The sequence below is a fragment of the Flavobacterium gelatinilyticum genome (genome assembly GCF_027111295.1).
In the GTDB taxonomy this organism is placed as follows: domain Bacteria; phylum Bacteroidota; class Bacteroidia; order Flavobacteriales; family Flavobacteriaceae; genus Flavobacterium; species Flavobacterium gelatinilyticum.
Map to the genome: position 1 here is coordinate 604,924 of NZ_CP114287.1, position 24,767 is coordinate 629,690.

At 37.1% G+C, this 24,767-nt stretch carries 21 protein-coding genes; 10 read left to right on the plus strand and 11 right to left on the minus strand.

The features are described from left to right. Positions 1-12: 12 nt before the first annotated feature. Both traN and OZP11_RS02600 read left to right on the plus strand, forming a co-directional pair. Positions 13-906 (plus strand): conjugative transposon protein TraN, encoded by an 894-nt coding sequence (gene traN, locus OZP11_RS02595; protein WP_281233685.1) that lies wholly within the window; start codon positions 13-15, stop codon positions 904-906. A gap of 188 nt (positions 907-1,094) precedes the next feature. After that, entirely contained in the window at positions 1,095-1,652 is a 558-nt protein-coding gene (locus tag OZP11_RS02600; protein ID WP_281233686.1) for a hypothetical protein, read from the plus strand. A gap of 235 nt (positions 1,653-1,887) precedes the next feature. On the opposite strand, the gene OZP11_RS02605 is transcribed toward OZP11_RS02600, so the two are convergent. From OZP11_RS02605 to OZP11_RS02635, 7 genes are all read right to left on the minus strand, one after another. Then, complete coding sequence (locus OZP11_RS02605) at positions 1,888-2,691, minus strand: PRTRC system ThiF family protein (protein WP_281233687.1); 804 nt, start codon at positions 2,689-2,691, stop codon at positions 1,888-1,890. Continuing rightward, on the minus strand, positions 2,688-3,416 hold the full coding sequence (locus OZP11_RS02610; protein ID WP_281233688.1) for a PRTRC system protein B: 729 nt from the start codon (positions 3,414-3,416) through the stop codon (positions 2,688-2,690). The genes OZP11_RS02605 and OZP11_RS02610 overlap by 4 nt, the downstream gene beginning before the upstream one ends. After that, the gene (locus OZP11_RS02615) at positions 3,409-4,584 is read right to left on the minus strand and encodes a hypothetical protein (protein WP_281233689.1); all 1,176 of its coding nucleotides are present in this window, start codon (positions 4,582-4,584) and stop codon (positions 3,409-3,411) included. The genes OZP11_RS02610 and OZP11_RS02615 overlap by 8 nt, the downstream gene beginning before the upstream one ends. 15 nt (positions 4,585-4,599) lie before the next feature. After that, a complete protein-coding gene (locus OZP11_RS02620) occupies positions 4,600-4,818 on the minus strand; it encodes a PRTRC system protein C (RefSeq protein ID WP_281233690.1) in 219 nt (72 codons plus the stop codon). 24 nt (positions 4,819-4,842) lie between these two features. Then, the gene (locus tag OZP11_RS02625) at positions 4,843-5,499 is read right to left on the minus strand and encodes a PRTRC system protein E (RefSeq protein WP_281233691.1); all 657 of its coding nucleotides are present in this window, start codon (positions 5,497-5,499) and stop codon (positions 4,843-4,845) included. Between the two features lie 121 nt (positions 5,500-5,620). Next, entirely contained in the window at positions 5,621-6,694 is a 1,074-nt protein-coding gene (locus tag OZP11_RS02630; RefSeq protein WP_281233692.1) for a DUF932 domain-containing protein, read from the minus strand. Positions 6,695-6,738: 44 nt separating this feature from the next. Then, positions 6,739-7,167 carry a single-stranded DNA-binding protein gene (locus OZP11_RS02635; RefSeq protein WP_281233693.1) on the minus strand — a complete coding sequence of 143 codons (429 nt, stop codon included), beginning with the start codon at positions 7,165-7,167 and terminating at the stop codon, positions 6,739-6,741. 846 nt (positions 7,168-8,013) lie between these two features. On the opposite strand from OZP11_RS02635, the gene OZP11_RS02640 reads away from it, so the two are divergent. From OZP11_RS02640 to OZP11_RS02650, 3 genes are read left to right on the plus strand one after another with little or no spacing between them, the layout of a single operon-like run. Further along, positions 8,014-9,222 carry a hypothetical protein gene (locus OZP11_RS02640; RefSeq protein WP_281233694.1) on the plus strand — a complete coding sequence of 403 codons (1,209 nt, stop codon included), beginning with the start codon at positions 8,014-8,016 and terminating at the stop codon, positions 9,220-9,222. A 5-nt stretch (positions 9,223-9,227) separates the two neighbouring features. Next, positions 9,228-10,253, plus strand: a complete 1,026-nt coding sequence (locus tag OZP11_RS02645) for a hypothetical protein (RefSeq protein WP_281233695.1) — start codon at positions 9,228-9,230, stop codon at positions 10,251-10,253. Between the two features lie 53 nt (positions 10,254-10,306). Further along, a complete protein-coding gene (locus tag OZP11_RS02650) occupies positions 10,307-11,002 on the plus strand; it encodes an AbiH family protein (RefSeq protein WP_281233696.1) in 696 nt (231 codons plus the stop codon). 745 nt (positions 11,003-11,747) lie between these two features. On the opposite strand, the gene OZP11_RS02655 is transcribed toward OZP11_RS02650, so the two are convergent. Beyond that, entirely contained in the window at positions 11,748-13,787 is a 2,040-nt protein-coding gene (locus OZP11_RS02655; RefSeq protein WP_281233697.1) for an ATP-binding protein, read from the minus strand. Between the two features lie 495 nt (positions 13,788-14,282). On the opposite strand from OZP11_RS02655, the gene OZP11_RS02660 reads away from it, so the two are divergent. Genes OZP11_RS02660 through OZP11_RS02675 form a run of 4 tightly spaced genes read left to right on the plus strand, consistent with a single transcriptional unit; the run spans position 14,283 to position 20,469 of the window. Further along, positions 14,283-15,503: an MBL fold metallo-hydrolase gene (locus OZP11_RS02660; RefSeq protein WP_281233698.1), complete on the plus strand. Its 1,221-nt coding sequence runs from the start codon at positions 14,283-14,285 to the stop codon at positions 15,501-15,503. Next, the gene (locus tag OZP11_RS02665; protein ID WP_281233699.1) at positions 15,503-16,792 is read left to right on the plus strand and encodes a S1 family serine peptidase; all 1,290 of its coding nucleotides are present in this window, start codon (positions 15,503-15,505) and stop codon (positions 16,790-16,792) included. Before OZP11_RS02660 ends, OZP11_RS02665 begins: the two co-directional genes overlap by 1 nt. Beyond that, positions 16,779-17,327 carry an ABC-three component system middle component 1 gene (locus OZP11_RS02670; protein WP_056209783.1) on the plus strand — a complete coding sequence of 183 codons (549 nt, stop codon included), beginning with the start codon at positions 16,779-16,781 and terminating at the stop codon, positions 17,325-17,327. Before OZP11_RS02665 ends, OZP11_RS02670 begins: the two co-directional genes overlap by 14 nt. Further along, the gene (locus OZP11_RS02675; RefSeq protein WP_281233700.1) at positions 17,314-20,469 is read left to right on the plus strand and encodes an AAA family ATPase; all 3,156 of its coding nucleotides are present in this window, start codon (positions 17,314-17,316) and stop codon (positions 20,467-20,469) included. Before OZP11_RS02670 ends, OZP11_RS02675 begins: the two co-directional genes overlap by 14 nt. 194 nt (positions 20,470-20,663) lie before the next feature. Here the strand turns inward: OZP11_RS02675 and OZP11_RS02680 are convergent, their stop codons facing one another. The 3 genes from OZP11_RS02680 to OZP11_RS02690 form a co-directional block, all read right to left on the minus strand. Beyond that, positions 20,664-21,371 carry an HNH endonuclease signature motif containing protein gene (locus tag OZP11_RS02680; protein WP_281233701.1) on the minus strand — a complete coding sequence of 236 codons (708 nt, stop codon included), beginning with the start codon at positions 21,369-21,371 and terminating at the stop codon, positions 20,664-20,666. Then, a complete protein-coding gene (locus OZP11_RS02685; protein WP_281233702.1) occupies positions 21,355-22,665 on the minus strand; it encodes an AAA family ATPase in 1,311 nt (436 codons plus the stop codon). Before OZP11_RS02685 ends, OZP11_RS02680 begins: the two co-directional genes overlap by 17 nt. A 577-nt stretch (positions 22,666-23,242) precedes the next feature. Then, the gene (locus OZP11_RS02690; protein WP_281233703.1) at positions 23,243-23,521 is read right to left on the minus strand and encodes a hypothetical protein; all 279 of its coding nucleotides are present in this window, start codon (positions 23,519-23,521) and stop codon (positions 23,243-23,245) included. A gap of 61 nt (positions 23,522-23,582) precedes the next feature. Between OZP11_RS02690 and dinB the strand changes: the two genes are divergently transcribed. Next, a complete protein-coding gene (gene dinB / locus OZP11_RS02695) occupies positions 23,583-24,764 on the plus strand; it encodes a DNA polymerase IV (RefSeq protein WP_281233704.1) in 1,182 nt (393 codons plus the stop codon). Positions 24,765-24,767: the final 3 nt, after the last annotated feature.

The window sequence follows — 24,767 nt, forward strand, 5'->3', positions numbered from 1 at the left end:
AATCAATTAATTATGAAAAATCAATTTAAACTATTTTGGGCAGCAGCCTTTTTAATAACATATTCATTAGGCGCATCTGCTCAGGAAAACGAAGCCACGAGCCTTGATTTAGGAACTATACCGCCCTACCATATGCAGGTTACTTATGACAAAACTTCCCATCTTATTTTCCCGTCCCCTATCCGATACGTGGATCTTGGAAGTGGATACCTGATTGCCTCAAAGGCCGAGGATGCTGAAAACGTCCTTCGCGTCAAGGCATCGGTCCAGACTTTTGAAGAGGAAACCAATTTTTCGGTGATTACAGATGACGGCCGTTTTTACAATTTTAACGTGCGCTACAGCGCCAGCCCGCCTGCCCTCAGCTATGATCTTATGGCGATGCAGAAGAACTTTGACAAAGTCAGTGCAAGCGATGTTCTTTTTGAGGAGCTTGGAAAAACACCGCCCTCACTGGCCGGACTGATCCTGGAAACTATATACAAAAACAACAAGCGAATCGTAAAGCACATTGCATCGGAGAGTTTCGGCATTCAGTTCAGCTTAAAGGGCATCTATATCCACAACGGGAAGTATTATTTCCATACACAGCTTGAAAACCAAACCAATGTACCTTTCAGCATTGACTTTATGAGTTTCAAGGTGGTGGATAAAAAAACAGCCAGACGCACTGCCACCCAGCAAAGGCCGATTTTGCCGCTGCGCATTTACAAAACCCTTGATGAGATTCCCGGAAAAGCCACAGACCAGAATGTGTTTCTCTTGGACCAGTTTACAATAGCAGATGACAAACTGCTGCTAATTGAGATTTTTGAGAAAAACGGAGGCAGGCACCAGACACTCAAGATTAAAAATTCAGATCTTGTAAAAGCCAAGGTGATAAACAGTATGCACCTTAAATTTTAACAACTATTAAAAAATTTAGAAATTAAAAAGTATTACAGCCCGAAGCATTGCTTTGGGCTGTTTTGTTTACTGAGCTTAAGCCTTTCCTGCAAATACATTGCATAACTCAATTAACGTTAGTATCTTAGCACTGAACTGTAAAAGCCAAATTCTTTCTTTTTTGGCAACAAGGATTTAACTGTATTGTTATGCAAAATGTTATCGACCGCACCAATAAATTTTACCTGTTAATGTCCCGAAAAGTACTCTCTAAAAAAGAATATGGGGTGCTTGAAAAACTGTTGATAGAAAAAATGTCTTTTGAGCAGGCGGCGCAGAAATATGGGGTAACATCCGAAGATGTGCAGGAACTTTACCAGAGAACGTGCAGTAAAGTCAAAGCAGTGGCCGAGCTGTTTTCAGAAATCGATCAATACGAGAAAAAACTTCAGAAGTTAAAGCGTCAATTAAATCCAGATCCCAGCCCCGCTGCTATGAGAAAAGAAAAAGCGGAAAAAGACCGCCAAAAACTGCTCCTTGACAGTTCTTTTCCATTCAGCAAAAGACTGCTAAGCGTACTGGAAACTTTAGAGATCAAAACCATTGGGGAGCTTTCCGATATACCGCTAAAGGACTTTCAAAATTTCAATGGATTTAAAATAAAGTGCAAAGAAGAGCTCACTGCCTTTATCGAGTTTGAAAATATCCAATATCTTTTCAAAGGCTTTGCGGTCTGGAAAAAACAGCCCATTGTGCGGTTTAAATAAGTAAAAGCCTCTCTTAAAGCGGTCTTCTTTTGCTTCTTTTCTTTGGCCGTCCTCGGAAAGAAAAGAAGTCCGCCCAAAAACAGCAAAAGGGATGATAAGCATCCCTTAAAAAAAACGCAGCGGGTCTGCTAAAATAGCGGGCACTGCATTTTGGCAGAGTCGCTCTACCGATTAAACGCAAAAAGACTGTCCCGACCAAAGGAAGGGAGTGTCTTTTTGCCGCCCGATTTCGGGCTTATCCCACCCCAATGGGCTGTGACCGAAAATCTTTCAGATTCAGAAAAAATCCACGGTTCTCCGTCATTCCCTCTCGAAACAGATTCCACAATAGCGAGCATCCCATCTGCGCCAAAGCGGAATTAATAAACAAATCCTGTTTTTCAAGCGCCTCGGCAAGCGAACAGCTCGGCGTGTCGTCCTTCGTTTCAGATTCCTGTAGAAGCTCCCCAAATTCCTCGGTCAAAAACGGCAGACGCTCCACCGTTTCAAATTTTTCGGACTTAGGCTGTGGAATTTCCCCAACAGTAGCGAGTATGACCTGCCCTGTATACTGGCTGTTGCCAAAATCCATCCAGTATTTGGGGTCGTCCCTGTGATGCCTTTGGTTGCTATACTTTAAAATATCGGCAATTTCAAAACGGGACTTCACGCTGTCTGTACAAGTAATGTAAATACTTGCCTTGGCATTACTCGGCAGTTTTCCAAAGCTATCCTTTACAAATTTGACGGTTTCCGCTTTCCAGTTTGTACCCGTAAAACGGTTGGCACGGTTGATAAGTGCCACGGATTTATACAGTCCGACCTCGCTGGGCGCAAAACGCTGTCTGCCAAGGTTGGCATTTGTGATAATATCATCATCCCAAAGACGAACCGAAAGCCCTGCATGCCCGAGGGCTGTGAGGCTGTGGTTCATTTCCATAAGAGCGGTCAGCACCTTTGAGCCTGTGCCGCCTGCCCCGATAAGGTTAACCGCTATTGGATTAGTCGGGCTTATCAAATAAGGGTCTGTAAAATGCATTTTGGTTTTCTCGGTATTCATGACAATAGGTTTTTAAGTGTTTTGTTATTCTTTTTCAATACTGCTGTGGGAAAGGCTTTGCCTGTCGAGATTAAGTCTTTCCACAGGCTGACGCAGTTGCCTTTTACGGGGCTGTTCTCTCCCATCAGGTGGCTGAAGTAGCTGTTGAAAAAATAATCCTCCCACGCCCTTGTAAATTCCTCCACCGATGCAGAGTTTTTAATATCGATACTCACCGAGCCCATACATACCCTGCCATCCTCATAGATATTGAAAAATGGCGCATAGTACAGTGTTGTTTTCTCCGTGGGTCTTCTGTTGCTTAAAACGGCAAATACCCTAAGGCTGTTTTTATTTGCCTGCCAGATCATGGAAGGCACAAACCCCTGACCGCTTGGAATCCCCAAGCCCTCTATAAAATAAAGCGGTCTTTTTTGGGATTTGGTGTACCATATCACAGCGCCTTTGTCCCTGCTTGGATTGATGTGCAGTATAGTGGTTGGCAGAATCCCGACGGGTTTTAAAAAAGCAGACTGCTTCTGCTTTTCGGTTAGAAGTGCTTTGGCGAGCGCCACTGCTTCACGCTCTGTCAACGGATGCGCATTGATAGGCGTGCCGTTTCTATCCATATCAAAATGCTCTACATATACTTCTTTATCTAAACCTTTACTTTCATATAAAACAAGGGCGGATTTCGGGTGGTAAAGCGTCCCGAAACCCTCTGCTATATCAACTGCATTATTCATTTTCGTGGTATTTATAATTATACAATAAAGCGCACAACTCGTCCAAAAGGGCAAACAGCAGGCTTTCAAAATCAAGGCTGTTTTGGGGCAGTTCTTCTCCGTCAAAACATTTTAAAATCATCGGCTCATCCATTGCACCGTACTCGTTAAACTCATTGTTGATGCTCTCTTCAATGCTTTCATAAAGCCATCCTTTAGTATCGGAGATAAAGGAAATGTACTTTTCCATCCCGATACTCTCACTTTCCGTGTCTTCGTCTTCATCCCCGTCATTCATTGGCGCATTTCGAAAAATGCTTTCATGGGGATAGTCGCTGTATAATGCAAAAGCTTTTTTAGCTATACCCAAACACTGCTTATCAAAGGCATCACAGCTTTTAAAAGCTTTTAAACGCCCTTCGAACACTTCTAAATTTATGCGGTTGAAAATCTTCTTTTCGATACATTCCCCGATAAGTTCTGCCTTGTCATACTCCCGAATATACCTCTCGTTTTCTTCCCTGTCCTCGTCCTGTTCTGTCCATTCCCTGTGCATTTCATAGAGCCAGTACAGATAACTGCCCTGCTGTCTGAAATACGGTACATCGGCACTATGATACAGATACGAGCAGACCGATAAAAGCAGATGCGCATTCTGTTTGTGCTTCGATTCTCTGAGCATTTGATAAATTGGTTGTATAGGGATATAATACAGCGTCGTGCCCGTGCTGTATTTTTCCTCGCTGAGAAGATACGTTCTGTGGCTGTCCTGCAATAACCGCAGTTCGGAAAAGTTCTCTACACTTTTTTTGAGCTTTTCCTGTAAATCCCATACAGCCAATGCCATATTATAGGGATATTCAAAATGAGAGGTTGGCATCGGCACAATGCGGTAATGCCCTGCTAGGCTGTCAAGAGAGCTATAAAAATCGCTTTCCATTTTGGAAATATCCCCACAAGCCTGTAGCGTTTTACTCTCTTGTAGTCTGGGCAGAAAAGAAACCTTTAGAAAACCATCGGTAGCATTTCCGCAGGCACTGACCTTGGTTTGTCTTTCTGCACCTCGCCTGTATCCTTGGGTCTCTGCATCCAATGCATAAACCCTGCGAGCTGTGCGTGAAGCTGTTTTTGTCTTTTTCGCTCGGGCAGTTGCACTGTTCCCGATATAATTGTCTGTTGCATAATTCATGGCTTTAAATTTTGGTTAGCCTTTTGTTCCCATTACCGTTTCAAATCGGTACTCGACCGCATCGTCCCTGATGGCGGGGGCTGATATTTTGGCGGTGGTCAGTATCGGATAGGTCGGGGCATAAAAATTCAGTACTGCTTCGGTACTCCATCTCGGTTCGGGGTCTGAAAGCCTGATTTCCTGCCCTTTGTCTTTGAGTATAAAAACCCGCTGTAATTGTGCTCTTAATAACATGATTTCATTATTTAGATTAATATCCTACTCCTCTGCTTCGGGGTCATCTTCCCAATATTCCGTTTCTTCCTCTTCCGTTTCATGTTCCTGTGCATCACTACTATCATTAGCATACTCGGGAAAAAGCGCCTCTCGGGGTGGTTCGGGTTTTGCAGTTTCTGTTGTACTTCCGAACAAATCGGGCGCAAACTGGGCTGATAATTCAGCTTTGCGTCTTCGTATCTCCTCCGCTTTTAGTGGAAACTCATGTATTTCGGGCACTTTTATCCATGCCTCACGGAATTTCCCTTCTTTTTCCAGTTCGTTGGCTTTTGCTATGGCATCGCTGAATTTTTTGTCTTTGGCTTCCTGTTCTTTTTTCTGCTTGTCTTCCTTTTCCTTTTCCATTGCCGACTGCATTTTGGTCTGCTCGAGCTGTTTCATATAGCCTTCCATGTCCACCATAAGACCCGAGGCGGACTGCATGGGCGCTGTTATATTCTCAAAAAAACCGCTGTCGAGTTCCTCGGCTGTTCCCCGCAGGTTTAAAGGCGGTATGCTGTGCTTTGCAGTATCCCCGCACGCCTCGTTTTGGAGCATGACCAGTACAATAAGCCTGTCCTCTGCGCCTTTTGCTATTGTAATGTGCAAATCCCCTATAATCTGCAACTGCGCTATCTGATTGAAAAAATTGGTATTCATTGCTTAAAATTTAAATTGTTATTTGTTTCCTCTTTGTGCGTATGGATTTATAATTTTGATAATACCGACGCTTTTTGCAAGGCTGTCACGCTCTCGCAACAGCCTTTCTTTATCTGCCTTGCTAATTCAGGTTAAGGATTTCCGATCCGTCCGCCTGAAAACTCATACATAAATCGAATGCCTTTTGGGCTTTTCCCTGGGCTGTGCCTCCCATAACAATCGACTGTAGTTTGGCTTCATCGTCCTTGTATTTTCGCACATTCTGATAGTAGCCCGTAACTCCATTGTACGCCCCGAAAAGCGTGCCTTTGGTTGTGTCCATCTGCTGTGATTCGCTCGCCATGGCGTAGGCAAAAGCGTCCTCTACCGTATTTTTAAACACGCTAGACAGTTCATCTTCTGCCCCTTTTTTGATTAAAGCGAGTGTTTCGGTATTAGGGCATAATGCCAATTGAATCAGTTTTTTAACTTCCCTGTCTGTTACTTTAACTTGAGCCCACTCATTGAAAATGCCTTCCAATTGGGTGCTTAATTTGTCCGCCAGTCCCATTACTTTATGGGCATCATCAAGTCGCTGTTTAGCACCCGAGGTATGGCGGATGCGCACCACGTTGCTCATCGAGCGAAGCGAAGCGTTAAGCGTGTTTTGGCATACGATGCGGATGGGCGTAAAAGCCGCTGTGATGCTTCCGCTACCGTCGTGGGAGGTAGTCAGGAAAATATACTTTTCGGTCACGTCATCCCCTTTTCCCACACGGATATAATCAGGGAGTTTGGCTGTAATGAAAATGCGCTCTCCCTGCCCGAGTGCCCCTGCCGTTTCGTACAGTATACCGTCACCGCCCCCGACAATCGCATCAAAAAAACTGAACGCCTCACGATTCTGCACGATATGGTAGTCTTTCCCAACCACGCCCAAAACTGCATTGCTGTCTGTGCGTATGGTGGCAAAACAGTCAGGAACTGCCAGTTCCGTACTGCCCACTTCAATACCCTCACGGGTTGCGATAATTTCAGAACCCTTGGTGTAAAGCGGGCTTTTTGCCACCTGATAGTCAAGCCCTGCGTGTTTGATGGCTTCGGAGCTTGTCGGGTACTGCTCCACGATCTGCCCGAGCCCGTGCCATGCTTTTTCCTTTACGCTGAAAAAAGAGTAATTGCCAGTTTTGCTGTTGTAATTGATATTATGTGCCATGATATTTGATTTTAAAATTTATACTTGGTTTGTAATGCCGTTGCTTAAAACGGCACATCGTCCTCAGGCTCTTTTAAGGTGGCTTTTTTGCTTTCTCCCTGTACCGCATTGTGTCCAGTTTGAACCGCCTGCGCATTTTGAACTCCCTGCGCTCCTTCAGGCTTCTTCCCGCCCCCGTGCAGTTTGATATTCGAGGTATTGAAGTTCAGCCCCGCGCGAGGTTCCCCGTCATTCCCTTTCCACGCCCTTGCGCTTACCATACCAGTGAGTTCCACCACCGTGCCTTTGGTCAGCCACTGGGCAACCCTCGGGCTTATCCAGTAGGCGCACTCGAAAAAGGTGGTCTGCTCTACCCTGTCGCCTTTTTTGTTTTTGTAGCTCTCGTTGATGGCTACCGAAAAATTTACTACCTGTCTCCTGTCTGACAATGTGCTTACTTTCGCATCTTTTGTCACTCTTCCTGTAATGTTCATGATTCCTGATTTTTAAATATTTATTTACTTTTATTTACTCTACTACTTTAGTTCTATAGTTCCTCGTACCCCTTGTATCTTTTTACATTCCTCAAACCCAAAAAACCAAACTCCAAAAGTCCAACACCACACTGCAACCCACCGCCTTAATACTTTTCATCTTCCCGCCACACCGCCTTTCTATCGCCCCCCTGTTTACTTTCTTTTCCCGCCCCGCATTTTTACTTTTGACTTTTTATTTTTTTTTGAAATTTTATTCGGCAATGAGAGCAGGCGCTGTTTTGTTTCATCATGGCGTTTTCAATATTTCAATTCTCATTTCTGACATTTTTTTTTATTCGTCTAAAGAGCCGCAGTATGCTATGTTTTGTTTCATGAGCATAAAAAGGTAAGTGTCCGGCAAAAGCAAGGCTCCGGCAAAAATACAACCCGCAAGGGTGGAGATTTTTTGCCAGGACCTGAAAGGCCACGGCCTTGCTTTTGCTCAAGGACACGGACTACCTTTGCTCCTGAAATAAAACAAAAGCATACAGGCTATTTGATAAAAAGCAAAAGGGAAGCAATTGGGATACTAGGGATAAAGAGCAGCCAGGAAGAAAAGCAGTAAGCACTGGGGTGAATTCGAAAAACAGTCCTGTGAAACCGGTTACTGTTGCAGAAACCACAAGCCGGAATTAACTACTGAAAGTACAGCCGCACAGCTAAAAAGATTTGGTATTTATTCTTATATTCGCTTAAAAATCTTACTAATACACAAACCAGCTAAAAGTCATATTGACCCCATTTTATGGTTGGTATAATTTAATAAGCAGTGATTGTATAAAGACAAATAACAAATACTAAACGATGAGCGATTTATTCAGAAAATATTATTTAAGTGATTTTGTAAATGATTACAGAAAATCGCTTTTCGAACGTATTGACAAATTGGAAATAACTGATAATACGAATATTTCCGAGCTTGCTGAAAGCCTAAAATCTGAATTCACAATTTATCCAATTGTTCTGGGGCCAGCTGCACCTTCACAGCCAAAAGAAACAACCAAACAAATGTACAATCCCTGGGGACAATTGATTAACCAGGGTGTTCTTGAGATTATTGTCACAATTCCATTTGAGGGAAACCATAAGCTATTTTACTGCATGCCTTCGCGATCCACGATTGTTTATCTTGAGGATAATGTTGTCATTGGCAATACTAATATCAAGGCAACAATCACGCTGACTCAGTTTGACGAGAACGCTTATTTTTCAGAAGTAAACGAAATTATCAGCACTGTAAGCACAAACTTACCCGCAATACACGACGAAATTAAACCTTGGAATGACAGACTTGAAAATTTAATTCAGCAAGCCTTAGAAAGCAGAAAAGGAGTTGTGTCAAAGAAGTTTGATTTTATGGAAAAAATTGGATTGAAAGTTAATCCAAAATCTACGGAATATTTAGTCCCGCCAACTATAACAAAAAAAGCAATTCCAACCCCGGCAACAGAAACAAGTAAAACAGTAGCAAAAGAAAAAGTTCCAATACTTCAGGAAGAAGTTTATGCAGATATAAGGGAAGTTTTATATAATGTCGGAAAAGCAATTGAACGGAAACCTTCATTATACAAGGATAAGCATGAAGAAGATTTACGAGATGTTTTCTTGCTGTTTCTTGAAACAAGATATGAAGCTGCAACAGGAGTTGGGGAAGCATTCAATAAAAAAGGTAAGACAGACATTCTTCTAAAGTATGCAAAAGACGGAACGAATCTCTTTGTTGCTGAATGCAAGTTTTGGAAAGGACAAAAAAAATTAACTGAAGGCATTGATCAATTATTAGGTTACTTGACACATAGAGACACTAAAACAGCATTGATAATTTTTGTAGACCAAAAAGAAATGACAACTGTTGTAAGCACAATAAAAAGTGAAATTATTAAGCACGAAAATTACAGCAGACATATCAAGGACACATATGAACATTCCATTAATTACGAATTTACTTTGCCTGATGATGGGGACAAGAAAATTCAAGTTGAAGTAACGCTTTTTCACTTTCCTAAAATATAACGAATATGATAGAAAAAGTAGCCAATAACAAATATAATACTGAAGAATTAAATCTAAATAGTACAGAAGAAATTCTCGAGAAAGTTAACTATTATAGAACCCTTTTAGGCAAAACCCATGATTTATCAAATGAAGATTTTGCCAGATTACAAAATGACATTCATACTTTTTTCAATATTAAACCCGGCAGTTATCGAAAGGATCCTCCAGAAAGAATGGTTCGCATTTCAATAAATAATCAAATTTTAAAAGACTCTGAATTAAGTTATTTAACTGATATTTCTCAACTTCTTGCGCCTCCTATTGACTTATGTAATTATGGCCGTTGTAATTTACCCAAACATCAAGTACTTTACTGTGGCATTAATGAAGCAGAAGCATATTGGGAAATGAAACCAAAAAAAGGTGATGTAATTACCCTATCTCATTTCAAACTGAAAGAGGGTGCCACGGTTAATTGCAATTTAATCCAAAAAGATAAAACTATAAATCCTGTATTTGAAAATCAATTACAAGAGGTCTTCCACATCTTGGAGGATTTCTTTGTCGATGTTTTTAGTCTTGAAGTATCCAGAGGCCGACCACGAGATTATCTTTTTAGTGCTGAGCTATCCTCTCAATTTTTGTTTTATCCAGTTCCCTCAAAAGATAATATCGAGGCTATAATTTATCCAAGTGTACAGAAGAAAAAATTTGGTCACAATATTGCTGTATTAAATAGTATTGTCTTAGAAAAATATGATCTGATTGGAGTTGAAACACGATTTATCTTAGAGGAGTATCAAAATACAGATCCCGAAAGTTATGATCTTACAACAGATAATTTGATTGCTTCATTTGGAACCGAGTCCTTTGATTTTGAAAAAGGAAAAATATTATACGATCCTGTAGTAGATGAAATTTTTCAATTTCTTAGGAAATTACAAACTCTTCCATCAGGCCAACAAAGATTGTCTAAAGATAATATTACTTTCAATTTAACTTTAGGAAAATGCACTGTGAAATCATTTATTAAAAAAGATAAATTGTAATATCAAAACATGTTTTTTTTAATCTCTAATTGTTTAATCAAAAAATAAACAACATGCATACTTTATATATTATCGGCAATGGCTTTGACCTATTTAATGGTCTTAAAACACGTTATGCCGATTTTCACAATTTTGTAATTCAAAATTTCCCAGATTTAGAGAATAAAATTGAAAATTACTTTTTATTCGAAACAGACGATAAATATCTATGGAAGAACTTCGAAAATGATTTAGCGACATTTCAATACGAAAACCTACTAGGTGACCTAAACAATATTGATGTTCAAAGCGAAAGCTTCAAGCCCAGCGAAGTATTTGGTTTGGAAGATGAAATAAATGAAGAAGTTGAGCATTTGATTGATGATATTAAAGATGCATTTAGAGAATGGATAGAAGAACTTGAACTTCCAGCTAAAAAAAAAGGATTGGCTAAAATTAAAGAAGATGCAAATTTTATAAACTTTAATTACACGGATACTTTAGAGGTGCTTTATTCGGTTCCTATTAGTAAAATTCTATACATCCATAATAAAGCCAACGATTACACCTCTGAACTAATTTTTGGTCATGGTATGTTACAGCAGAGGGATCCTGCAAAAGAAGAGCTTGATGAGTTTGGAGACTCTAACAGAACTTTATTTACGGATTCCGAAAATGCTGCCAGATATCCATTTTATGCTTTAATAAAAAATACCGCCTCGATTTTAGATAGCAACTCTACTTATTTCGATAATATTAAATTCTTTTAATGAAGTAATTGTTTTAGGGCATTCCCTTGGAGAGGTTGACTGGCCCTATTTTAAAAAGGTTCAACAATTACTACCAGATACAAATTGGAAGATTAGCTATTACTCGCAAGACGAGAAATTAAATCTTAAATCCACCGCAATTGAGATGCTTGGTATAAACGATGATAAAATTCAGATGATAAGGATTGATGAGCTTTAAAAACTGATGTTGAGTACAGAGAATTAAACATTAATATTAGTAAATCCAAAAAAAGCGTCTAATCGCAGGAGAACTCAAATGTACTTCTATTTAGATGGTCAAATATGTCCTCGTCGCCACCCTAGCAACGATAGCAGTGGGAATCCTTTTGTGCCAGGGTTCTGCACAAAAGATTGGAAAGTAAAGAGGAAGGGCTCCTAAAAAATAATATTATACACAATTAACAATGCTTATCACTCCGAATAAGATTCCGGCAACATTTCCCGGTACAGTAAAGATCACAAAAAAATCCAGCCCCTAAATGCCCCGGCTGCAAGTCTGCCTAAGATGCATTCAAGAATAATTCGACTAATCAAAAAAAGTTAATCTCTTTAAAAGCATTCAATAAGGGCAATAATACGCTAATTTTGCAGTTTACCATTACCTAACAGCATAAAGCAATAATAACTACAAGAAAATAATTAAATATTTTTTTTAACAAGATTTATCCTTTTAATTTTAAATTGCATTAGAAATTAAAACCTCAAAGATTATTCATAAGAGATATTAATTAACAGAAACTTTTTTGAGTGTTGAATTATATTTTCCAAAATCTACTTCTTCAAAATCTTTAGCTGCTTTTTGCTGCACGTCTACATCTTTTGTTTTGAGCTCAGATGACATATAGCTCAGCTTTCTTTTTACATTTTCGATTAAATCAGACCACCTCATAACCCATATTTCAATTTTACCAGTAGAACTTTGAAAGTATAAATAAGGGTTATCATTATTTTTCCTTATACCTTCAAGTTTAAATTCGGTGTCTGAATTAATAGCTGAACTTACAAGAAGAATCTTGAAACTTACATTTTGACTTATTGAATTATTCTTATCAATCTCTCGTGCATACTTTTCTACCTGAAGTAATTCTTTTGAACTAATTTTCACTCTGGGAGCTTTAAGTTCAACTACTAGAACTTCCCTTTTCTTATAATCTAGAATTCTTTCATTATATAAAAAAAGATCAGTTATAGACCGTAATGGTGTTTCAATCTCGGTATTAATATTATCGTCATTCTTTGATGGTTTATATGACAAACAATCTTCTCTTAATTTTAACAGATTATTCTCAAGGTTTTTATCGGATAATGCTTTTGTATTTTGATTAAATTCCTCCCCAAAAACCCACAACATTTTTTCTAAAAATTTATGCAGTTCTTTTCTTTCCTTCACGTTTTTAGAAATTTCACTATAAACAAGTTTCTCAAGAAACTCCAAGTCTTCAATTTTTTTGGCTACTTTATCTGAAAATTCAATTACGCTTTCTAAATCTGTCTTTTCTAAAAGATTAGTAAACTTAGTTATGGTTTTGGAATTGAGATGCAGAATATTTTTTATAATATTATCGAGTTCTCCATTCGAAATTGTACGGTCAATTAAAGGATATATAATTTCCCGAAGTTTATTATTTTCATTTAATAAATGATACTTATCTTCAACTAAAAAAGCAAGCTTATCAAAGATTACTTCTTTAGATTTCGAACTACTGGACTTGTCTTTAAAAGGATAAAACTCGTCGTTCTTTAACTTTAAACTGAAATTATCGTATTCTGCATTTCGCGCTCTATAAAACTCACTAACGCTGTCTTTTACGAATTGACGAAAATTTTTCCAATCTTCATCCATTTCGTCTAAGTCAATATTCCTATAAAGATCTGTTGGAAGTGTGTTAGATTCCACGTAAACATACCATCCTCCTATTTTTGGACTTAGCCATTGTGCATCAAATTCAAAACCGTTGCCAATAGTTTGAATACCAGCATTGTTTGTCGTCAAAAACACTTTTATTTTATCAACCTTTTTTATTTGAATAAAATTAAACACAACTTTATGTTCCGTTCCTTTTTGATCTGTAAAGGGAAATATTTTAGCTACAGGACTGTCAATTATAAAGTGCGAAGGCTCCATCTTTTTCCCGTTGACATGAAAAATAATATCTTTATTAAAAATTTTCAGGGAATATTTTTCAAAGATGGCATCTTGGATATTATTTTGAAGAAATTTATCTATAATTTTCTTTTTTGGCTCTTTATCAGTGATGACACTATCATAAAAATCATTAATTGTGACCTGATAATATGTTTTATGACTTTTCCCCTCTAAAACCTGCTCATTTGACTCTACATCTATATCAGACACATTTAGGTTCTTGCCGAACATATCAAAATGCAACGGTATTAGAGACTTTGTAAAACTCTTAGATTTATCCGAATAACCGACCGTCTCTATAGATACCTCTTTACCTAATTGAAAACTAGCAAATCTTCCAATACCTTTGCCACCGTCTTTATTTGTTGTACCAATATCAAATAGTTTTCTCTCTAAGTCAGTTACGTGCACGCCGATACCATCATCTTTAATTACTAACTTTTTAATCAATGAAGGGGTAATTTCATCTTCCCCGGCATATGCGATATCAATCCAAATATTTGTAGCCTTTGCGTGAATAGAATTATTCATAAGCTCACTGAAAGCCGTAAACGTACTAATATAATTAGCAAATAATTCATTTACAAGTCTTGAATTTGTTGTTAGTTTCCTTCCCATAATATTTCCTTTGAGGTTCTAAAAATAGTCGAAAAAAAAAAAAAAACCTACATGATTTAAACTAATAAAAGAAACGTTAACTAATATTTATAACTGAAAAATTAGTGATACCAGTAGTTTAAAAAATCTATAATCTTAAAAATCGATTATAAAATTAACCATTGAAATTTACTGGAAGTGTAGCAGCCTGCTTTAAAAAAACTCGAGGCAATAAAAACTCAGCATCACATAATCAATAAAACGTAAAATAAACTTCAATTTTAATTACAGTACTCCTGCCTGAATTGCACTAAAATGCTTTACTTATTCTAAAAATAGTGGTCATCGTTTTTTCTAAAGAACGTAATTCAAATCTAATTTTCCAAGCCATAATTAATCATTTATTTAACATTATTGCTTTTAATAGTAAGTTTGTTCTAATAAAATACTTTTTTTTAAATGCTGGAGAATAAAAAAAATACTACATTTAGCAACCACTATAACTAATTGAATCTAATGCTTACAATACATCTTTTACCCGCTCTTTATGGAGATACAATTTTAATTGATATTGCTAAAAATGAAAATCAACCAAATACAAATATACTTGTAGACTGTGGTTTTAATTTTACTTCCGGATTGCTCCCATTGCTTGAAGATCACCATACAAAGGGAAAAATCATTGACAGATTCATTATTACTCATTATGATGAAGACCATATCAGCAGCGCAGCAAAACTTATAAAAGATAATGGATCAGCTTCAAGTCCTAAGATAATTAAAATTGATCAGGTCTGGCATAATGCTTACAGGCATTTGCAATTTGAAAAACAGAATCTGAAACCACTAAGCCCATTAGAAGAAGGCCTGCTTAAAAATTTTATTGCTTCGCAAAATCCTCAGGATACTTCTAGAGGAACCCAAATCGGAGCTAAACAAGCATCTAAACTAGGCAAAGAATTACTGTCAGGAGACTACAGCTGGAATACTGATTTCCAAGGCCAGGCAGTATGTATCGAGCATAAAACCGAAGTATTGATTAAAGAAGGAGTCAAAATAATTCTTCTCGGACCTAATAAAACACAATTACAAGCGCTTGAAAGTGCATTTAAAAGAGGACTGAAAGAATTTGGAGTTACGCTATCTGCCAGTGAATTTATAGATGATGCTTTCGAGCTTTATATTAAATCGATTGAGAAAGGAGAAGTTGAAAATTATCAAGGCGAAATTACAGGTTCTTTAATCTCTTCTTTCACGCCCGAAATTATTGAATCTATAGTTAAAAATGCAAAGTATAAAGCAGATAGGACTGTTGGGAATGGAAGTTCAATTTCATTTATTTTGGAAGCTGACCATAAAAAAATATTATTTTTAGCTGATGCCCATGCCGAACCAATTATAGAGCAGTTGCAACTTTTATACCCGGGTCAGGACAAACTTTTCTTTGATGCTGTTAAGGTGGGGCATCATGGCAGTTTAGCCAACAACCCTCGAAAGCTTTATGATTACATAGATAGTCCACTATACCTCATATCAACAAATGGCGAACATCCTTCTCATGCTCATCCTGATATAGAGACACTTGCTTTTATAATCAACAGACCGCTTCCTGAAAACTTAACCAGCAGAAAATTGTTTTTTAATTATGCTCCAAAAAACTTGGCAGGTATTTTCGATGATAATTTGAAAGAAAAATTAAATTATACTACTGAAGTTTCTAATAAAATTGATCTTTAATGACAGAGACTAATCACTTAACAATTTGTACTTGGAAAGTACTTAACAGCGAGAGTATTCCAGAAGGCACAGCTTTTTTTATCTCAGAAAATCTTCTGCTGACATCATTGCATGTAGTTGAAGATTTTGCTGACCAGACATTTTATATTGAAAATAGGGAAAATGCAAAATTTAAAGTCACCGTCAAAGACTCCTGCAAAATTAATGATTTGGCAATTTTAATTACCGAAGAATTTAATTCCGAAAATATAGTAATTCTATGCGATGAAGATCCTTTAATAAGTGCCGAGTGGTCGTCTTTTGGTTTTCCTGCAACAGTAGATGGCTCGAAAGTGGGGTCCAAAATTGCAGGCACTATTTTTAATAAAATAGACATTGAACATACTCATGATATTGTACTGGAAACCAATGGTATTGCTCTTCTTAAGGAATTTAGAGGGTTTTCCGGGTCTGGAGTTCTCAACTGTAATCAATACGTTACTGCGGTACTTAGGTACAAGGATGTAAATCATTTATGCTCGGTAAGTATAAAAAAAGCTAAAGATTTCCTTATACGTAACAATGTTGCTATTAAAAATGATGAGCTAGGAGACTTCACTAATTATGTATCTGCGGCCTTTGATTACACATCTGACCCTTTCAAAGGTCTTGGACAGGCCCAAGCTAAAGCTGTTGCAAAGAAAACTTCTCCGCAAAATATTGCAGTAGGACTCGGTGGAAAGCTGATGGTACCGGAACGTTCCGGGACATTACAACAGATTATAGGTTATTTGAAAAGCCAGACAGTAATAAACCAGGAATTATGGAGAGCATGGTTAGAATTTTTGACCTACGTTCAATTTCTTAAAGGCGAATATTCAAATATAAATGCAATTTGCATCTCTCTTCCTAAAACTGAAGTTTCAAAATTAATTCCAGGAGTTGAAACACCAATTACGCAAGACATAAACTTGACATTACAGTTCTATTTTACTGAAGAAAAGGTATACTTCGACATTGCTAAAGAGTATATTCTGGAAAAATCATTTGCCGGCACGCTACAAAATAATCAGTGCCATATTTTTCATTCACATAACACAATGTTTGGCCTTAATGTGATTAGTGCGGAAGATAAGAAAAAAATTGTATTTAATATTGCAGGCCCACCTGATGCAGGCTTAAATATTGCTGAATCTATTTACTGCGGTATACTCAGTTTCACAGAACTAAGCAGAAAAGTCACTTCAAGTCAATCGCTTGAAGACATAACCGATAACCTAACGAAAATTTTCACTGATGCAATTAGTTAAATCCAGACAAACAATAGAAGAACTCTCCAAATTTGATGACTTTTTCAATACCTCAGGAACTGAATGCTGGCAAAAACCTTCCGGAAGTATCAATTTATATGTCTTCTCAATAATTTACGAAACTGCCGCAGAGCTTGAAAAAAAATATAAAGAACTCAGAGATCACATTGCAGTAAGTTTTCAAAGCAAAAGAGATAGTCATGCAGAACGCTGGAATTTATACTTGCTGTATTTGGTAAAAGAAGATGTACCTGAAGAGCTTAAACAGATAATACTACAAGATAAATTTTCTGCACGAAAAATGGTATGCAGGATCGAAAACAATCAAATTAATGATGATTATATAAAATCCTTAATAGGAAAAACATTAATCGATATCGAAATTCCGCTGCGTCAAGTATCCACAGATCAACTTGAGCAGGTCATTAATGCCAATCATCCTGAGGTGGCTCAGGCGATACAAGCAATTGGGACGATGACCAATAGGGATAATTTACAAAATCTAATCAATATCTTAACTGATGAGCAAAATTAAAAACATTAAGATTGACGACTTTCGCATATATAAAGGAAGCCAAGAATTTAGTTTTTCTGGTACCGGACCGCTATCGAATCTGATGGTAATTTACGCACCAAACGGTTATGGCAAAACATCTTTTTTTGATGCTGTTGAATGGTGTTATGCCAGCAAAATAAGAAGATTTGAAACGGATGTGCTAGGCCATGAGATAAACAGAAGGGACTATTCGAGCGGAGACAAGATATTAATTACCAATAGACAAAGTTTTAAAGAAGGAAGAAGTGGCTCTGTTAAAATTAGCACTGATGATCAGAAAGTTATTGAACGAACTGCCACCGAACGTAAAGGAGTTAGGGTAGATTTTAAATACGATTATAAAACTGTCAGCTATCTAACTTCTGATTACGATCAGCCAGTACTGGACAGATTAGTTAAAACTAATATTTTAACTCAAGACCAAATCGATGAGTTTCTGCGTCATACTAAGCCAGATCAGCGGTTCTTGCAGTTGCAGAACTTTTGGCCAGAAGGAGAGAATGCAATTTCAATTCTGCGTGATTTAGACAGCTATGTAAATATGCTGCAAAAGGAAAAAGTTGACCTTCATGGAAGCATAACCCTGGCCGAACAACAAATTAAGGATTTTCTAAATGCCGAAGATCAGATACTGCCTTTAAATAAATCAATAAAAGATCTTACAGAGAACTCAAAAACAGGATTAAAAATCGAGGAACTGACAAATAATGTAAACAAGGAGTCTTATCAGGCTATTTTAGCTACAACACAAACATATATAGAGCGTGCTAAACTTATTGAACGCAACAGTAGCGAGCAAATCGCTGTCTTGCTTAATCTTCAAAAGGATTTCACAAATTACCTGCTATGGAAAAAAAACGAACCAATATTAGACGACAATTTCAGTAAATTATCTGAATTGGCAAAATTGCACGCTGATCTTAAATCTCACAAAGATGTAGGTAAAGTACTTGATACCAAATTATCCTTTCTTTTAAATTCAAAACAAAAACTCACTCGATTACTCGAATTGATTGATCTTGTTGATGTCGTTTATAAAACAATTTCGGATCAAAAAGAAATTGTAAAAAACAGCCGTCTCGATATTGACAAACATTTTCATTACTTAGAAGGCTCCCGCAGGGTAATACTCGAATTACAATCCACACTCAAAGATTGGATTACGCAACGTGACAGCTTAGACAAAAGCTTATCTGAATGGGACACTGAATTGCAGAAATATAACTTTTGGAAAGAAGAAACAGAAAAAACTACAAAAAAATTAAAAGAGCTTAATGATTCTTTTGAAGAAAAAGAGGCAAAGATCAGTGCTCAAATTGACAAAAGAAGCCAGTTTCACGCAATTGAAGAAAAAAGAAATTATGAATATTTGCCTGAAACAGATCAGGAAAAACTTTCTAAGGAACTTGTAGAGCGCAACGATATACTATCATTAATTATTACAAATAAAAATGAAATAGAAAAACTTCATTCAGATCTCAACAAGTCTACATCTTTAGATGAAACCTTTGAAAGATTAATAACTTGGGGAGAAGAATATGTAAAGAATACTGATGCTGATCACTGTCCTCTTTGCGCAACAAAATTTACTGATGTCTCTATTTTGATTAGGGAAATTGAACAACAAAAATCAGCAGTTACCGCTACAGATAAATTGAAAGCTGACCTGAATACTGCACTTGCAAGTGAAAAAGATCTTTTGGAAAAATTAGCAGTTCCAAACCAAAAAATTGCTCTATATATAAAACATTCTCTCGAACTTTTTCAGAATGAAATTACTTTGCTTCAAACACAGAGAGCACAGATCACGGTTGATATTAGCAACACCAAAAACAGCTTGGAAAATTCACAGCGCGAAGTCAAGAAGAGTCTTTCAGTGCTACAGCCCGATCTTGATGAAACGGATAATAAAAAAGATTTTGATTTTCAAAAGATTAAATCTGATATGCAGCTTAAATTATTAGAAATAAGCATAAAATGCAAACGGTTAGAAAACATAGTACAATATAGAAATAATGCAATCTCGACTTTAGACAATAAAATTTCAATATTGAAAAACAAGATTTCTACAAGTGAAAATACTATAGCAATTTCTCGGGCTGACATTACTTTGATAGAAGCCGAGCAAATTAAGTCAGAGTTAAATTTGCCTATCGACACATTTTATAAAAAAATATTAAATAGCAGGCTGTCGGATGTTACAACAGAACATACATCTTTTCAAAATGAAAAACAGAAAAATATTGATAAAATATTAGAAATACAAAATAACATCAATGCATCTTCAGTCCAAATTTCGGAAGCGGACATTCCCGGTCTTCGCCTTGCAAAACAAGATGAAATTGCTGAAAATCATCAAAAAATCAACAAATACAAATTAATTTTTAAGTCTTTCTCAGAAATATCCGAACCTACAGTGGATTTTTTTACAAAGGAATTAGATAAACTGCAAAAATATCTTGATAATGTTGAAGCTGAAGTGAAAGATCTTGAGGAGCTGTTAATCAATTTGCAAGTTATTGAAAAAAATGTTTTAAAAAATTCAACAGAACGGGATATTAAACGATGGCAGGAAAAGATCGGCCCCTTGGATCTGGCGATAGATAAAGTTAAAAACGCTCGAACAACTTCAAAAAAATATATTAATAATGAAATTAATAATTATTTTAATCAAGACGTAATCAATCAGATTTATTCCAGAATTGAGCCTCATCCAAATCTTAATGAGATCAAAATTAATCCAAAAGTCACAGATAAAGGCCCTATATTGGATATAAAGGCTGTGAGTAATGATGAAGAACTTGATCCCTCTTTATATCTAAGTGCTGGTCAGCTAAATGTCTTGTCGCTAAGTATTTTTTTAGCAAATGCATTTGAAAAGCAAAGTGACGAGATTGATACTATATTTATGGATGATCCAATTCAAAACTTAAGTGATATTAATATGCTTTCCTTCATAGATTTAATCCGCACGATGATTACAAAATATGATCGTCAGATTGTAATATCCTCTCATGATGAAAACTTTTATAAATTAATGCGAAATAAGATGCCCTCAGATGAATTTAATGTACGTTATTATGAAATAGAAAGTTTTGGAAAAGCGAGGCATATTCTGTAGATCTAAAATATTTATTTTAAAAAAAAACTCCAAAATCCAATGATTTTTGGAGTTTTTTTTGATTAATATATACAATAGCTTATTAAAGCTAAGATCTGTATAATCTATTTGACTGTATCAAAAAAACTAATATTATAAATGTCCATTTACCTTCTTAGAATAACAATCCATCATGAAATTACAGATTTGCAAAATTAAATCTGACCGCCATGCCTCATTAGCCGACTACCAGTAATCGGATCAAATTGTTTGAAATTTTTAAACCTGTCTTGCCATAACAAGTCAATACTATCCAGGACTGTCTGTTCCCCCTCAAATACTTTACACCAGAGAGAATAAAATCCAATCAATGAGGTTTCAGCGATTTGTTCCGCCATATCTATTCTACATGGATTAGCTATATCATTTCTTATCTTAGACCAGCGATTATAGGACGACATTGCAGTAATCATGACTTCATCCCTCAGCCTCCATCTTGTATCTGCTTCAGTAGGTGCATCTGCATTGCCTGGATACCTGTTTAGACCTACTAACTTAATTAAAGCTGCAGCTTGTGAATTTTGAGCAGGTGTCAAATTTGTTCTGACTTCTACAATCCTTTCATCCAGCGTGTAGTCAAATAATAAATCTGTATTGTCGATATCCGGCCAGAAGTACCCAGTTCTGCTAACATTGTTGTCCGACTTAATGGTGTTGCAATATTTACAGGAAAGCAAAAAATTGCCCCAATCAAGTTCATCTCCACCATGATGAATCGGATGTACATGTTCCACTTCAATCATATTGTTTGTTCCCATCTCGCAATAAGAACAATAATATCCAATCTGTTCTGCTAAATCATGTCTGGCATTGCCGTAGGTAGTATAGACAACTGCAGAAGTTCCCTTATCTATTGGCCTCATCTTTATTTTTTAGATATTCCTGTAAAATTTTTTCTTCTTCAATAACAGAAAACAATGCTGTATCCGAGCTAAAGGGCTTTGCGGCCTGTTCAAACTTATTTTTTAAATCTTCATCCAGTGTGCCATTTTTTATCGCATTGTAGTAAAAAGGCGCTAATTCAAAAAGATCCTGGCGTTTTTTACTCCATTGCGGATTATCTACCTTTTGATGTATTTCTGCGATATCTTCAATGCTTAAATTTATTCCGCTGTTATTTTCTTTTATGCTGTTATTATGAATAATCAAAAGCTCATTTTCTTCTGTTTCCTGAATAATAAAAGGAGAGTGAGTGGTGCATATGAATTGGATTTTAGGAAAGGTGGATTTTAAAGCATCCACAATTTTTCGCTGCCATTCAGGATGCAAATGCAAGTCAAGTTCATCAATTAGGATAATTCCTTCTGTTTCCAGCAGAGCTCTTTCTTTTAAATGAGGATTCAATGTTGTTGCTTTATATGCAATGTCTGATATAAGGGCAAAAAAATTGCGGGTACCATCACTTAAATAAGTGAAGGGAAGCACTCTTCCATCAATTAATTCAACTTTTAATCCTTGTGGTTTATCCGGATCAAACTCAAAATAAAAATTTTTACAATTAGGAAGATGTTTGATAACTGCTTCCTGTACAAGATTCATCGCAATATCTTCAGTTCTTTTTTGAATTTTTGAAATCTCTTTAGCTTTGAACCATTTATGAAATTGCTTATAAGTTGATTTTGATTCCAGACATTTGTCATAAGCCCGGAAGCGAGAAGCAATATGAACTTTCGAATCATCATCTTTTTTCAATGATTTCATTTCTTTTGCCTCATCAAAGAGGCGTCCCGTTGCATAATAAGCAAGAAGGGGCAAATTTAAATTCTCTCCTATAGAAATTGAGTTGTCCAACATTTCTGCATATGAGCTAAGATCTCTTGCATCAGTAGAAGTTGTTCTGTTTTTAATTCCATTTAATGACCTTCTCCAGCTTAATTGGTTTTTGTCAATCTTTCCATAAGCTTCTACTTCAACTGGGAATTGATATTCCTCAGAAAATTCAAAATTAGCAATACGGACATCATTTTTACTGATTCCTTTAGCATATACGTTGCGAACTCCAAGAAAAAAAGACGACATTGCGACAGTGAGAGCTTCTAACAATGCTGTTTTACCGCTGCCATTATCACCAATAATAAGATTAAAATTGGAATGAAAATCGACTTCAAGATCTCCATAACCTCTAAAATTTCTTACGTGAAGTTTATCTATTCTCATTATTCTAAATTAAACGATTTTATATTATGTATTAATTCTTAATAATACCATCCAAAAATCTTGTTGTGGTCAAATTTAGTCAAATTGAAATAATTAACATCGTTGTTTCTTAATTAAGTGAAGCAGTTTACCAATCAAATTTTATCTTGATAAGAATTATATTTTTAAGTGTTAGACTTTTTCTTGAATTCAAAAGTCTTCACAGCTTAATTACATATTTAAAAATATGATTATTTAATTGATTTAAAGAAGAAACGCTAGAGCTTAATTTACTTACTTTCTGTCATTTAATCAACAATTATCCTACCATTCGATCAAATTAATATTTTAAAATAACTAGTATCATTCAAACGCTTCCAATTCAAAATAACGATTCAGTTCAGGTTTAATCAGATAAGTCCCCTCCCTAAATTTAAACTATAGTAATAGCCAAACCTACTAGCCCCGATAGCAGTGGAAATCCTTCTGCGCCGGGGTTCGGCGCAGAAGATTGCAACGGATAGCGGGAAAAAGCTCCTAAAAAATAATATTATAAACAATTGACACGGGACTGGGCACAAAAGACTGCTTCTTGGTTTCACTGCTGCTCAGGTGTAATGCACAGCGGAAAAAGCTCAAAAAAAAATATCAAACCAAAAACAATATCAAACCTAAAAACAAAACACAGCCCGCTCCCACCCAAACCCTCCCGCATCATACCAACATCATTTCCCCCCACAGCCAAAACCACCTCCTCAACTTCCCCTTCACTCCCCCCAGCTGAAAATTCTGAATAAACCCAAAACCGCCCCAAACCGGCATCCCTCAAACCTTCTGTAAAACAAGGAACTTTAAATTTTGTTGCTATTTGTAACATATAAAAATTAAAAAATGTTCTTATCTGTACTAATTTTGTCCTGTATAAAATGAAGCAGCGTATGGAAAGGTCCATTGTACATATCGATATGAATACGTTTTTCGTGTCCTGCGAAAGACTGGCCAATTCAGAGCTTAACGGAATACCGCTCATTATCGGGGGCGGCGAGAGAGGTGTTGTAGCATCGTGTTCCTATGAGGCAAGACGTTTCGGGGTCCGCTCTGCCATGCCCATCCACATGGCCATGAAACTCTGCCCGCAGGCCAAAATCATGAAAGGCGATATGGAATTGTATTCCAGATTATCCCACGACATTACAGAGATCATTCAGGAAAAAGCGCCTGTGGTGGAGAAGGCCAGCATCGATGAATTTTATCTGGATATTACCGGTATGGACAAATTCCATGGCAGCTATAAATGGACAAACGAACTGGCCCAGACCATAATCAAAGAAACAGGCCTGCCCCTCACCTTTGCCCTTTCCATTAACAAAACCGTATCTAAGATCGGCACTGGGGAAGGAAAACAGAAACAGAACCTTGAAATCCCAGAGCATCAGGTACAGTCTTTTTTAAATCCCTTGTCCATCCAGAAAATACCCATGGTGGGCGAGAAGACCTTTCAGCTGCTCTCAAGGATCGGGATCCGCAAAATAGAAACCCTTTCGAAAATGCCGCGGGAGGTACTCCAGCAGATGATCGGCAAAAACGGCAGTGAACTCTGGAAAAAAGCCAACGGCATTGACCATAATCCCGTGGAGCCTTATACCGAGCGAAAATCCATTTCCACCGAGCATACCTTTTCCCAGGATACCATCGATATCCCAAGACTCAAAAGGATCATATTGGGCATGGTGGAAAAACTGGCCTTTCAGCTCCGATCAGAAGAGTGGCTCACATCAACTGTGACCATTAAAATACGATATGCCAACTTTGACACCGAAACCAAGCAGTGCCGCGTGCAGTACACCTCGGCCGATCACATCCTGACCCAGGCCGTCACGGATTTGTTTGAGAAATTATACCAGCGCCGGATGAGGCTCCGCCTTATCGGGGTAAGGTTCAGCGGACTTGTAAGGGGCACCTACCAGATAAACCTGTTTGAGGACACCGAGGAGATGCTCGCCCTGTATCAGGCCATGGATAAAATGAAAACACGTTACGGCTTTGATGCGGTGATGCGCTGCGCGGGGGCATCGTTCAAGCCCAACACTAAAGACGAAATTTTAAAACGCAGAAAATAAACC